Origin of the sequence: Streptomyces sp. SID14436, from assembly GCF_010548465.1 — a bacterium.
In the GTDB taxonomy this organism is placed as follows: Bacteria; Actinomycetota; Actinomycetes; order Streptomycetales; family Streptomycetaceae; genus Streptomyces.
Map to the genome: position 1 here is coordinate 1 of NZ_JAAGMD010000709.1, position 12,608 is coordinate 12,608.

Here is a 12,608-nt window from a genome sequence, read left to right on the forward strand (position 1 = left end):
AGCCAGGCGGTGCCCGGATCGGCGTGGGCCAGCAGGGCCGCCAGCCGGTCGCCGCCGTCGGCGGCCGTGCCGGTGACCCGGGCCAGCGGCGCGCCCACACTGGTGCCGTCGCCGCACAGCACGTCGAAGCCGACGGAGCGCAGCGGGCCCGCGACCGGGCCGCCCATCCGGCCGTAGCAGACGTGCTGGCCCGTGGTGAAGACCGTGTCAGCGGCCAGTTCCAGCGGGATCAGCAGGGCGGCGATCCGCCCGAAGGACCGCTCCCGGCCGGCCAGCGCGTAGGCCAGCACGAACACGGCGGCCGCGATCGCGGCCACCGTGTTCAACGGCAGCGGGGCCCCGGACAGCAGCACGTGCGACGCGGTGCTGAGGGTCACGACGACGGCCGTGAACAGCGCCGCGCGAACGGCTCTGAGCGGGGTTCCGGTGAGGTCCATGGCGGTCACGAGTCTGTCATGCGTCCCCGTAAGGGGTTCCTCAAGGGTTCCTGTGCGTCCGGGCCGTTACAGCCCCGGAATCCTGCCGTTGCGGAACAAGTCCAGGAAGGTCTGGTGATCGGCCCGCGCGCGGGCGCCGTAGGAGTGCGCGAAGTCGACCAGCAGCGGCGCCAGTCCCTCCTCGTCGGCGGCGATCGCCGCGTCGATGGCGCGCTCGGTGGAGAACGGCACCAGGGACTCGCCGGAGGTGTCGTCGGCCGCCGCGTGCATGGCCGCCGTGGCCCGGCCGAGGTCGGCGACGACCTGGGCCATCTCCTCCGGGTCGTCCAGGTCGCTCCAGTCCAGGTCCACGGCGTACGGCGAGACCTCGGCGACCAGCTGCCCCGAGCCGTCCAGCTCGGTCCAGCCGAGCCACGGGTCGGCGTGCGCCTGGAGGGCGCGCTGGGAGATCACCGTGCGGTGGCCCTCGTGCTGGAAGTAGTCCCGGATCGCGGAGTCCGTGATGTGCCGGGAGACCGCCGGGGTCTGGGCCTGCTTGATGTAGATCACGACGTCGTTCTCCAGGGCGTCGCTGTGCCCCTCCAGCAGGATGTTGTAGGACGGCAGCCCGGCCGAGCCGATGCCGATGCCGCGCCGCCCCACGACGTCCTTCACCCGGTAGGAGTCCGGCCGGGCCAGCGAGGCGTTCGGCAGCGTCTCCAGATAGCCGTCGAAGGCGGCGAGCACCTTGTAGCGCGTGGCCGCGTCCAGCTCGACCGCGCCGCCGCCCGGCGCGAAGCGGCGCTCGAAGTCGCGGATCTCGGTCATCGAGTCCAGCAGCCCGAACCGGGTCAGCGACCGCGCGTCGCGCAGCGCGTCCAGCAGCGGGCCCTGGGCGGTGTCCAGGGTGAAGGGCGGCACCTCGTCGCTCTTGGCGCCGGTCGCCAGCGCGTGGATCCGCTCCCGGTAGGAGGCCGCGTAGATCTGCACCAGCTCGGTGATCTGCTCGTCGCTGAGCGCCTTCGCGTAGCCGATCAGTGCCATCGAGGCGGCGAAGCGCTTGAGGTCCCAGGTGAAGGGGCCGACGTACGCCTCGTCGAAGTCGTTGACGTTGAAGACCAGGCGGCCGTTGGAGTCCATGTACGTGCCGAAGTTCTCCGCGTGCAGGTCGCCGTGGATCCACACGCGCGAGGTGCGGTCGTCCAGGTACGGGCCGCCGCGCTTCTCGCTGTCCAGGTCGTGGTAGAAGAGGCAGGCCGTCCCCCGGTAGAAGGCGAAGGCGGAGGCCGCCATCTTGCGGAACTTCACGCGGAACGCGGCCGGGTCGGCGGCCAGGAGCTCGCCGAAGGCGGTGTCGAGGACGGCGAGGATCTCCTCGCCGCGGTGCTCGTCGTTGAGCTGCGGGACCGACATCGCTGGGTGCCTCCAGGTACGGGACGTCGAGGGACGGCTGATCCGTCCCCTGCCTAACGTGTGACGGGTCCCGGGAGTGCCCGGGAATCCCCCCGCCCGAAGGTACGCGGGGAAGGCGCCGGGGTGTCAGTGCCGAGGCATAGACTTCGACGCTGACCACCCCACCGTCCGCCTGTCCGTCACCGCACGTCCCCCCAGGAGGCCGCACCGTGTCGAAGCCGCCGTTCACGCACCTGCACGTCCACACCCAGTACTCGCTGCTGGACGGTGCCGCGCGGCTGAAGGACATGTTCGACGCCTGCAACGAGATGGGCATGACGCACATCGCCATGTCCGACCACGGCAACCTGCACGGCGCGTACGACTTCTTCCACTCCGCCGAGAAGGCCGGGGTCACCCCGATCATCGGGATCGAGGCGTACGTCGCCCCCGAGTCCCGGCGCAACAAGCGCAAGATCCAGTGGGGTCAGCCGCACCAGAAGCGGGACGACGTCTCCGGTTCCGGCGGTTACACCCACAAGACGATGTGGGCGGTCAACAGCACCGGTCTGCACAACCTCTTCCGGCTGTCCTCCGACGCGTACGCCGAGGGCTGGCTGCAGAAGTGGCCCCGGATGGACAAGGAGACCATCGCGCAGTGGTCCGAGGGGATCGTGGCCTCCACCGGCTGCCCCTCCGGCGAGGTGCAGACCCGGCTGCGCCTGGGCCACTTCGACGAGGCGCTCAAGGCGGCCGCCGACTACCAGGACATCTTCGGCAAGGACCGGTACTTCCTGGAGCTGATGGACCACGGCATCGACATCGAGCACCGGGTCCGCGAGGACCTGCTGCGGATCGGCAAGAAGCTCGGCATCCCGCCCCTGGTCACCAACGACTCGCACTACACCTACGCCCACGAGGCGACCGCGCACGACGCGCTGCTGTGCATCCAGACCGGCAAGAACCTCTCCGACCCGGACCGCTTCCGGTTCGACGGCACCGGCTACTACCTGAAGTCGACCGAGGAGATGTACGCCATCGACTCCTCGGACGCCTGGCAGCAGGGCTGTGCCAACACCCGGCTGATCGCCGAGATGGTCGACACCACCGGGATGTTCGAGAAGCGCGACCTGATGCCGAAGTTCGACATCCCGGAGGGGTACACCGAGGTCACCTGGTTCCGCGAGGAGACCCTGCGCGGCATGCACCGCCGCTTCCCGGACGGCATCCCGGACGACCGCATGAAGCAGGTCGAGTACGAGATGGACACCATCATCTCGATGGGCTTCCCGGGCTACTTCCTCGTGGTCGCCGACTTCATCATGTGGGCCAAGAAGCAGGGCATCGCGGTCGGCCCCGGCCGAGGCTCCGCAGCCGGTTCGATCGTCGCCTACGCCCTCGGCATCACCGACCTCGACCCGATCCCGCACGGCCTGATCTTCGAGCGGTTCCTCAACCCCGAGCGCATCTCCATGCCCGACGTCGACATCGACTTCGACGAGCGCCGGCGCGTCGAGGTGATCCGCTACGTGACGGAGAAGTACGGCGCCGACAAGGTCGCCATGATCGGCACCTACGGCACCATCAAGGCCAAGAACGCGATCAAGGACTCCGCGCGCGTGCTGGGCTACCCGTACGCGATGGGCGACCGCATCACCAAGGCCATGCCCGCCGATGTCCTGGGCAAGGGCATCCCGCTGTCCGGCATCACCGACCCCGACCACCCCCGCTACTCGGAGGCGGGCGAGGTCCGGGCGATGTACGAGAACGAACCCGACGTGAAGAAGGTCATCGACACCGCCAAGGGCGTCGAGGGCCTGGTCCGGCAGATGGGCGTGCACGCCGCCGGCGTGATCATGTCCAGCGAGACCATCACCGACCACGTCCCCGTCTGGGTGCGGCACACCGACGGCGTGACCATCACGCAGTGGGACTACCCGAGCTGCGAATCGCTCGGCCTGCTGAAGATGGACTTCCTGGGCCTGCGCAACCTGACCATCATGGACGACGCCGTCAAGATGGTGAAGGCCAACAAGGGCATCGACATCGACCTGCTGTCGCTGCCCCTGGACGACCCGACGACCTTCGAACTCCTCCAGCGCGGCGACACCCTCGGCGTGTTCCAGTTCGACGGCGGGCCGATGCGCTCCCTGCTCCGGCTGATGAAGCCGGACAACTTCGAGGACATCTCCGCCGTCTCGGCCCTCTACCGGCCGGGCCCGATGGGCATGAACTCGCACACCAACTACGCCCTGCGCAAGAACGGCCAGCAGGACATCACCCCGATCCACCCGGAGCTGGAGGCACCGCTCAAGGAGGTCCTGGACGTCACCTACGGCCTGATCGTGTACCAGGAGCAGGTGCAGAAGGCCGCCCAGATCATCGCCGGTTACTCGCTCGGCGAGGCCGACATCCTCCGCCGCGTGATGGGCAAGAAGAAGCCCGAGGAACTGGCGAAGAACTTCACCATCTTCCAGGCCGGCGCCCGCAAGAACGGCTACAGCGACGAAGCCATCCAGGCGCTCTGGGACGTGCTGGTGCCCTTCGCCGGCTACGCGTTCAACAAGGCGCACTCCGCCGCGTACGGCCTGGTGTCGTACTGGACCGCCTACCTCAAGGCGAACCACCCCGCCGAGTACATGGCCGCGCTGCTCACCTCGGTGAAGGACGACAAGGACAAGTCGGCCGTCTACCTCAACGAGTGCCGCCGCATGGGCATCCGGGTCCTCCCGCCGAACGTCAACGAGTCGGAGTCCAACTTCGCCGCCCAGGGCGACGACGTGATCCTCTTCGGCCTCTCCGCGGTGCGCAACGTCGGCACCAACGTGGTGGAGTCGATCATCAAGTGCCGCAAGGCCAAGGGGAAGTACACGTCCTTCCCGGACTACCTCGACAAGGTCGACGCGGTCGTCTGCAACAAGCGCACCACCGAGTCGCTGATCAAGGCGGGCGCCTTCGACTCCATGGGGCACACCCGCAAGGGCCTCACCGCCCAGTACGAGCCGATGATCGACAACGTGGTGGCGGTCAAGCGCAAGGAGGCCGAGGGACAGTTCGACCTGTTCGGCGGCATGGGCGAGGCGGAGACCAGCGAGCCCGGCTTCGGTCTCGACGTCACCTTCACCGACGACGAGTGGGACAAGACGTACCTGCTCGCCCAGGAGCGCGAGATGCTCGGTCTCTACGTCTCCGACCACCCGCTGTTCGGCCTGGAGCACGTGCTCTCCGACAAGGCGGACGCGGGCATCTCCCAGCTGACCGGCGGCGACTTCGGCGACGGCGCGGTGGTCACCATCGGCGGCATCATCTCCGGACTCCAGCGCAAGATGACCAAGCAGGGCAACGCCTGGGCGATCGCCACGGTGGAGGACCTCGCGGGATCCATCGAGTGCATGTTCTTCCCCGCGACCTACCAGCTGGTGTCGACGCAACTGGTCGAGGACGCCGTGGTGTTCGTCAAGGGGCGGCTCGACAAGCGCGAGGACGTGCCGCGCCTGGTGGCGATGGAGCTGATGATCCCCGACCTGTCCAACGCGGGCACCAACGCACCCGTCGTGCTCACCATCCCGGCGACGCGCGTGACCCCGCCGATGGTCAGCAGGCTCGGCGAGATCCTCTCCCACCACAAGGGCGACAGCGAGGTCCGGATCAAGCTCCAGGGGCCGACGAGAACGACGGTGCTGCGGCTGGACCGGCACCGCGTCAAGCCGGACCCGGCGCTGTTCGGCGACCTGAAGGTGCTGTTGGGCCCCTCCTGCCTGGCGGGCTGACCACGCCGGGGCTCCGGGGCGGAGGTTGACGACAGGAGGGGCGCACCCGCCGGCGGGTGCGCCCCTCTCCCTGCCTCGTGGCGGGTCTCCACGACCCGGCACGAAGGGATCAGTTGTGGCCGAAACGCTTCTGCCGGCCCTTGCCCCGGCCCATGTCGCCGGGGGTCACCTCCGTGGTGCGCTGCTCGTCGGGCGTCTCCATCGCGGTGGGCTGCGCCGCCCGCTGGGCGCGCTCGGCCTGCGGCTGCTTACGGTCACGGTTCTTGTTCTTGGCCATGGTGATGCCTCCTGTGGGGATCTAGGGGCCAGGGCCGGGACCAGATTCACATACCCTGATAAGCAGTGCATGTTGGACAATTACCGTGCGTGACAGGGACGGTCGGCGAAGGAAGTGTGGAAACGCCACGCCGAAGATCGAGTTCGGGCCGTTAACCCCGGCCAGGTCGGGCAGACTCGAATCGAGCCCAGCCCGAAGCAAGCCTCCCGGAAAGAGGGTGGATCGCGTGGACCGCTGCATCGTCCTGGTGGACGCCGGGTATCTGCTGGGTGCCGCCGCCAGCCTCCTCGCCGGGGAGCCCTCCCGGTCCCGCATCACCGTCGACCACACCGCCCTGATCCAGGGGCTGCGCGAGCGCGCCGAGTCGGACACCCGGCAGCCGCTGCTGCGCATCTACTGGTTCGACGGCGCCCCCGACCGTGTCCCGCAGCCCGAACACCGCCGGCTGCGCGTGATGCCCCGGGTCACCGTCCGGCTGGGCGCCCTGACCCGCAGCGACGGACGCTGGGCGCAGAAGGGCGTGGACGCCGCCATGCACGCCGAGCTGACCGAGCTCGCCCGCAACCGCGCCTGCTCCGACATCGTCCTCGTCACCGGCGACGGCGATCTGCTGCCGGGCATGATGGCGGCCAAGGAGCACGGCGTCGCCGTCCACCTGTGGGCCGTACAGGCCGCCGACGGCGACTACAACCAGTCCGAGGACCTCGTCGCCGAGGCCGACGAGCGCCGGGTGCTGGACCGGGCCTGGATCACCCGGGCGGTGCGGCCCAAGGAGTACCCCGGGACGTGCGCCCCGCCGCCCGCGCCCCGGCCCGAGATCGCCGCGATCCTGTCCGCGCCGCTGCCGGACTCCGCGCTCGCAGCGGCCGCCGAGCGGACCGCCCAGGAGTCCCGCGACGCGGCCGCCCCCGGACGCAACGGCACGACCGAGCGCCCCCCGGTCACCAAAGGCGTCCCCACCCCGAAGGACCTGGCGGCCCTGCGGAGCCCGGGCACCCCGCACCCCCAGCAGCCCGCCTCGGCGACCCTGCGCTGGTCCTCCGACAAGGGCTGGGTCGACCGCCCCGTCGCCGAGCCCGCCGAGGCCGCGTCCATGCCGACCCTCGCCCAGCTGACCACGGCCGAGCAGCGCTGGGCCGACCGCGAGGAGGACATCACCACCGTCGGCGGCGACCCCTTCGAGGTGGGGCAGGTCTTCGCCCGGCGCTGGGTGGAGCGCCTGGGCGACCAGAGCCACATCCAGAAGCTGTCCGCCATGTACCCGCGCATCCCGCACCGCATCGACGGGGAGCTGCTGCGCTACGCCGCCCGCTTCGGTCTGCTCGCCCACAAGGACGACCAGATCGACGAACGCGACCGTTACGCCATCCGGGCGGGCTTCTGGCGCGAGCTCGACGTCCGGACCGGCACGGAACGCTCGGCCGCCCCCGGGGAGTGACCCGGGCCGGCCCGCTGCCCCGCGTCCCCGCTCCCGAGGTCCGGCGGGCGGCGCCGGGTTGGTCGGGGTTGCGGCCGGTTCGCCGCGCCGCGGGCGACATGCGGGCCCGGGGACGACCCGAGGGCGGGCCGGGGTTCCCGACCCCGTAGTCTCGTCCCTTGTGAGTACGCGCGTGGCACAGGGAACCGGGCACGACGGCGAGGTCGTGTGTGCGGTGCGCGGGCTGACCAAGACCTATCCCGCGGTCCGCGGACGGCGCGGGGTGCCCGCGACACCCGAGGTCCGGGCCACCGACGACGTACGGCTCGACATCCGGCGCGGCGAGATCTTCGGGCTCCTCGGCCCCAACGGCGCCGGCAAGTCCACCCTCGTGCGCCAGCTCACCGGGCTGATGCGCCCCGACCGCGGCAGCGTGGAGATCCTCGGCCACGACATCGTGCGCCACCCCGAGCGGGCCTCGCGCATCCTCGCCTACCTGGGCCAGGAGTCCACCGCCCTCGACGACCTCACCGTGTCGCTCGCCGCCGAGACCACGGGACGGCTGCGCGGCCTGGACGTCCGGCGCGCGCGGGCCGAACGCGACGCCGTCCTGGAGGAGCTGGGGCTCACCCCGCTCGCCGCCCGCCCGCTGCGCAAGCTGTCCGGCGGGCAGCGCCGGCTGGCCTGCTTCGCCGCCGCGCTGGTGGGGCAGCGGCCGCTGCTCGTGCTCGACGAGCCGACCACCGGCATGGACCCGGTCGCACGCCGCGCGGTGTGGTCCGCCGTCGACCGGCGCCGCGCCGAGCACGGCACGACCGTGCTGCTGGTCACCCACAACGTCATCGAGGCCGAGACCGTCCTCGACCGGGTCGCCGTCCTCGACCGGGGCCGCGTCATCGCCTGCGACTCCCCGGCCGGACTGAAGGAGCAGGTCGCCGGCGAGGTCCGGGTCGACCTGGTGTGGCGCGAGACGGCGCCGCTGCAGGTGCCCGAGGTGGCCGCGCTGCGGGACCGGGCCGTCGAGTCGGGCCGCCGCTGGACCCTGCGGCTCGCCCCCGAGGAGGCGCGCACGGTCGTCGCCACCGTCACCGGCGGGGCCGCCTTCGCCGCCCTCGACGACTTCACGCTGGCCACGCCCAGCCTGGAGGACGTGTACCTCGCGCTGGGCGGCGCCGTGCGGCAGGGGCTGGTGAAGGCGTGAGCACACGGGCCGCGGCATCCGTACGGAACGGGGCGACCACCTCCGCCGGACCGGGCGACCCCCCGGAGCGGCGGCCGGGCCGACGTCCGGGCGAAGGTCCTGGGGTCTTGCGTTCGGATCAGGCCGGATCAGGGAGCGGGGCCCGCGAGCCCGGCATGATCCAAACGAGAGGCCCTAGCGAAGGGGAGCAGCGCGACGTGAGTGTCGTACCCGCCGATGTCCTGCCGGGCGGTGCCCGGGGCGTGGAGGAGACCGCGCCGGCGCCGGCCGAGCTCGGCCCCCGGGCCCGGCTGTGGCCCTCCCTGGCGGCGGTGTACCGGGCGCAGCTGTCCCGGGCGCGGGTGGCGCGCATCCCCCTGCTGTTCGTGGCGACCTTCCAGTCCGTCGGGATCATGATCCTGATGCGCGGGGTCGTCGACGGCGGCGGCGAGGCGCGGGCCGTGGTCGCCGGATCGTCGGTCCTGGTCGTCGCCTTCGTCGCGCTGAACCTCCTGGCCCAGTACTTCGGCCAGCTGCGCTCCAGCGGCGGCCTCGACCACTACGCGACGCTGCCCGTTCCGCCGGCCGCCGTGGTGCTGGGCGCGGCCGGGGCGTACGCCTCCTTCACCGTGCCGGGGACCGTGGTCACCGCCGTGTTCGGGTGCGTGCTGTTCGGGCTCCCGCTGACCCACCTGTGGGTGCTGGCGGCGGTGATCCCGCTGGCGGGCGCCGCGCTCGCCGGGCTCGGCGCGGCCCTGGGCCTGCTCGCTCCCCGGCCGGAGCTCGCCACCCTGCTCGGCCAGCTCGGCATGTCGGCGGCGCTGCTGCTGGGCGTGCTGCCCGCCGAGCGGATGCCGGAGGCGGTGCGCCTGGCGCGTGACCTGCTGCCCTCGACGTACGGCGTGGATGCCTACGCGCGCACCTTCGCGCCGGACCCCGACTGGGCCTTCGTGCTGGGCGACCTGGCGGTCTGCGGGGTCGTCGGCGTCCTCTCGCTGGCCGTCGCCACCTGGGCGTACCGCAGGGCCGCCGTCCGATGACGCGCCGCACAGCGACGCCTGGCACGATGTCAGGGTGAGCGCACCTCTGACACCACCACCGCCTCCGCACGAGCACTCCGCACCCGGCGCGGGCCGTTCGACGGCCGACCCGGCCGTGGACGTGACGAAGCCCGCGCACACCGGGCACACCGGGGACGGCTGGTACGGACAGGACGGCCCCGGGATGAAGACGGAACTGCGGGAGGCCGCCGTGGCCGCCGTGGCGGTGGCCCTCGGCGGCGTGCTCCTCGGTGTGCTGTGGTGGTGGCTGGCACCGCGCGTCCCGCTGGTGGGAGACGCGGTGGACGGCAACTGGGTCGTCTACGTCAAGGAGACCGAGGGCGAGCAGGCCATCGGCGTGGACGGCACCTTCACGCTGCTCGCGCTGGCCCTGGGCGCGGTGAGCGCGCTCGCCGTGTTCCTGGTCCGGCGGCAGGGCGGCGTGCCGCTGGTGGTGGCGCTGGCCGTCGGGGGACTGCTCGGCTCGGTGCTGGCCTGGCGCCTCGGGGTGTGGCTGGGCCCCACCCAGGACGTCATCGCCGAGGCCCGGAGGGTGGGGGAGGGCGCCACCTTCGACGCCCCGATGAAGCTGGGTGCCAAAGGCGCCCTGCTGGCCTGGCCGCTGGCCGCCCTGGTCGTCCACCTGGGCCTGACCGCCCTGTTCGGACCCCGCGACCCCGAGCCCTACCCCCCGGCCGACCCGCACCTGCCGCAGGGGCCGTACGGAGCGCCGGGAGCCTGACGTACGGCGCCGGGCCGGATGCGCGGGCCGCGTGAGTGGAGCCCGCACCGGCTGACGTCGCGCCGGGTGCTCAAGGACGCAACGGTTGCCGCCCGCCCTCCGGCGGGCTCAGCCGCGCCCGATGGGGGCCAGGACCGCGCCGGTCAGCTTCGCCAGGTCGTCCGGGGAGAGCTCCACCTCCAGACCGCGGCGGCCGGCCGAGACGCAGACGGTCCGGTGCCGGGCCGCCGACTCGTCCAGCACCGTGGGGAGCCGCTTGCGCTGGCCGAGGGGCGAGATGCCGCCGCGCACGTAGCCCGTGGTGCGCTCCGCCAGGGCCGGGTCGGCCATCGCCGCCCGCTTGCCGCCGACCGCCGCGGCCAGGGCCTTCAGGTCCAGCTGCCCGGCCACCGGCACCACCGCCACCGTCAGCGCGCCGTCGACGTCCGCCACCAGCGTCTTGAACACCCGGTCCGGGGAGACGCCCATCGCCTCGGCGGCCTCCTGACCGTAGGAGGAGTGCGCGGGGTCGTGCTCGTAGGAGTGCACCGTGTACTCGATCCCGGCCGACGTCAGCGCCACCGTCGCGGGCGTGCCGCCCGGCTGCTGCTTCCTGGACTTCTTGGCCATCGCGCTGGGTCCCTCCCCGTCCCGTACGGCGTCCGCGCCGTCGGTCTTCGCTTGCGTCTCGGGCGTCTCGTTACGTCTCGTAGGTCTTGTGCTTCTTGCTTCTTCGTGCGTCCCCGCGCGTCCGGTGGCCCCGTGGCGCGCGGGGGCGGCGGGGCCGGTGCGCGGCAGGTCAGTTCAGGCTCGTCGGGCCCAGGGTCAGGTCGGCCGCGGGCAGCGACGGCAGGTTGCGGATGATGGCCGTCTCCGACCGCAGCAGGGTGAGCTCGTCCTTCAGCCGGGACGCGGTGTCCGGGGCCTGGAGCAGGCGCTGCTTGGTCGGCGTGTCCAGCATCATCGCGGCGGCGACCAGGTACGACACGACGCTCGGCTCGTCCGGCAGTTTCGCCTCCGTCGACAGGGAGCGCTCACGCGCCCCGGCGAGCCGCTTCTGGTACTGCTGGAACGCCCGCAGCACGCCCTCCGCCAGCGCCCCCGCCTCCTCGCCGGGCTCCTCGGCCAGCGGCTCCAGCTCCGCCGTCAGGTAGGGCCCGGAGGCGTCGACCGACAGCAGCCGCACCCGGGTGGTGCCCGTCGCCAGCACCTCGAAGGTGCCGTCGGCCCGCTCCCGGATCGTCGCCGCGTCGGCCACACAGCCGATCTTGTGCAGGGCGCGCGCCGGGTCGGTGCCGAATCCGGCCGCCGGGCCGCGCTCGGGCACCGCCGTCGGGTCCGGCATGCCGGGGGCGCTGGGCGCGACCTCGTGGCCGTCGCGGATCGCCACGACGGCGAACCGGCGCGGCTCGTCCTCCGGGGTCTTCAGCAGCTCGCGCATCATGGCGCGATATCGCTCCTCGAAGACGTTCAGCGGGAGCACGAGCCCCGGGAACAGCACCGAGTTCAGGGGGAAGAGCGGGAGCCGGGCGGTGGTCACGACGCAAAAGCCTAATGGTCGCCGTGGCCGAGTCGTCCGCCCTGTTCACTCCGCGGATGGCCGGGGCGCCTGCCGCGGCGCTCGTGGAGGTGCGACGGAACGCCGGACACCACCGCCTCGCGCACCGCCCGGCGCACCTGGAGGAACCGGCCCAGCGGGTCCTCCGCGTCGCGGTCCCAGGGGAAGGACGTGGCGTACGGGCCGGTGCGCCGCAGCTGCTCCAGCGCGTCCGGCCAGCGCTCCAGGCGGACCAGGACGTCGACCAGCAGATTGCGCGGCCCCGCCGCCCAGGGCAGGTCCGCCGGGAGCCGGGCGGACAGGGCGACGGCGCGGTCGGCCGCCGCGTCGAGCCGGGCGCGCGGCACCTCGGGGCCGCAGCCGTCCGTCAGGTAGCCGTACGCCGCCCGCAGGGGGAGCGCCTGGATCAGCGAGTCCGGCGGCGCGTCCTGCGCCGCCCGGTCGGCGAAGTCGAGGCACTCGTGGTGGGCGCCGTGCCAGGCGGACGCCAGGTAGCGCAGGGCCGCCACGTGGCAGCCGTAGTGGTGCGGCGAGCGGCGGACCGCCGCCGCCCACACCTCCTCGAAGTACCGGTGCCCGGCGCGGGCGCCGCGGGCGTGGTCCAGGGCCACCCGCCAGGGCACCGGATCGCGGTGCTCGGCCCGGGCGGCGGCGGTGATCAGCGGGCTGACTTCACGCAGCAGTTCCGCGCGGGCGGGCGAGTCCCAGGCGCGGTCCACCGCCAGCTGGGCCTGGACCAGCAGCAGGTCCGGGGCCGCCGGGTCCTCGGCCCGCCAGGTGCCGAGCCACTCGGGCCGGGAGCGGGCGAAGGCGGCGAGGCGGCGCACGTACCGGTCG

The 12,608-nt window shown here is 72.5% G+C and carries 10 protein-coding genes and 1 pseudogene; 5 read left to right on the forward strand and 6 right to left on the reverse strand.

What is annotated here, in order from left to right:
• A pseudogene (locus tag G3I53_RS25710) lies at positions 1 to 437 on the reverse strand (hypothetical protein); the annotation flags it as partial.
• 66 nt (positions 438 to 503) lie between these two features.
• A complete protein-coding gene (locus tag G3I53_RS25715) occupies positions 504 to 1,829 on the reverse strand; it encodes a DUF2252 domain-containing protein (protein WP_164332410.1) in 1,326 nt (441 codons plus the stop codon).
• Between the two features lie 209 nt (positions 1,830 to 2,038).
• On the opposite strand from G3I53_RS25715, the gene dnaE reads away from it, so the two are divergent.
• Positions 2,039 to 5,578: a DNA polymerase III subunit alpha gene (gene dnaE, locus G3I53_RS25720; RefSeq protein WP_164332411.1), complete on the forward strand. Its 3,540-nt coding sequence runs from the start codon at positions 2,039 to 2,041 to the stop codon at positions 5,576 to 5,578.
• 109 nt (positions 5,579 to 5,687) lie between these two features.
• On the opposite strand, the gene G3I53_RS33455 is transcribed toward dnaE, so the two are convergent.
• Positions 5,688 to 5,855: a hypothetical protein gene (locus tag G3I53_RS33455; protein WP_192231494.1), complete on the reverse strand. Its 168-nt coding sequence runs from the start codon at positions 5,853 to 5,855 to the stop codon at positions 5,688 to 5,690.
• A gap of 226 nt (positions 5,856 to 6,081) precedes the next feature.
• On the opposite strand from G3I53_RS33455, the gene G3I53_RS25725 reads away from it, so the two are divergent.
• The 4 genes from G3I53_RS25725 to G3I53_RS25740 all read left to right on the forward strand — a co-directional run bounded on the left by G3I53_RS25725 (position 6,082) and on the right by G3I53_RS25740 (position 10,234).
• Complete coding sequence (locus G3I53_RS25725) at positions 6,082 to 7,293, forward strand: NYN domain-containing protein (protein ID WP_164332412.1); 1,212 nt, start codon at positions 6,082 to 6,084, stop codon at positions 7,291 to 7,293.
• A gap of 205 nt (positions 7,294 to 7,498) precedes the next feature.
• Positions 7,499 to 8,473 carry an ABC transporter ATP-binding protein gene (locus G3I53_RS25730; protein ID WP_164438820.1) on the forward strand — a complete coding sequence of 325 codons (975 nt, stop codon included), beginning with the start codon at positions 7,499 to 7,501 and terminating at the stop codon, positions 8,471 to 8,473.
• Positions 8,474 to 8,670: 197 nt separating this feature from the next.
• Entirely contained in the window at positions 8,671 to 9,492 is an 822-nt protein-coding gene (locus G3I53_RS25735; protein WP_164332953.1) for an ABC transporter permease, read from the forward strand.
• A gap of 34 nt (positions 9,493 to 9,526) precedes the next feature.
• Positions 9,527 to 10,234 carry an AAA family ATPase gene (locus tag G3I53_RS25740; RefSeq protein ID WP_164332954.1) on the forward strand — a complete coding sequence of 236 codons (708 nt, stop codon included), beginning with the start codon at positions 9,527 to 9,529 and terminating at the stop codon, positions 10,232 to 10,234.
• A gap of 108 nt (positions 10,235 to 10,342) precedes the next feature.
• On the opposite strand, the gene ybaK is transcribed toward G3I53_RS25740, so the two are convergent.
• The 3 genes from ybaK to G3I53_RS25755 all read right to left on the reverse strand — a co-directional run.
• Entirely contained in the window at positions 10,343 to 10,843 is a 501-nt protein-coding gene (gene ybaK / locus G3I53_RS25745; protein WP_164332955.1) for a Cys-tRNA(Pro) deacylase, read from the reverse strand.
• 169 nt (positions 10,844 to 11,012) lie between these two features.
• Positions 11,013 to 11,753, reverse strand: a complete 741-nt coding sequence (locus G3I53_RS25750; RefSeq protein ID WP_164332956.1) for an LON peptidase substrate-binding domain-containing protein — start codon at positions 11,751 to 11,753, stop codon at positions 11,013 to 11,015.
• Between the two features lie 11 nt (positions 11,754 to 11,764).
• The coding region (locus G3I53_RS25755) for a hypothetical protein (protein WP_164438819.1) at positions 11,765 to 12,608 on the reverse strand (844 nt) is incomplete at its 5' end.

Excerpts from the sequence above, each read along its gene's own strand:
- G3I53_RS25715 (WP_164332410.1), bottom strand. The coding sequence starts at position 1,829 with ATGTCGGTCCCGCAGCTCAACGACGAGCACCGCGGCGAGGAGATCCTC.
- G3I53_RS33455 (WP_192231494.1), bottom strand. The coding sequence starts at position 5,855 with ATGGCCAAGAACAAGAACCGTGACCGTAAGCAGCCGCAGGCCGAGCGC.
- ybaK (WP_164332955.1), bottom strand. The coding sequence starts at position 10,843 with ATGGCCAAGAAGTCCAGGAAGCAGCAGCCGGGCGGCACGCCCGCGACG.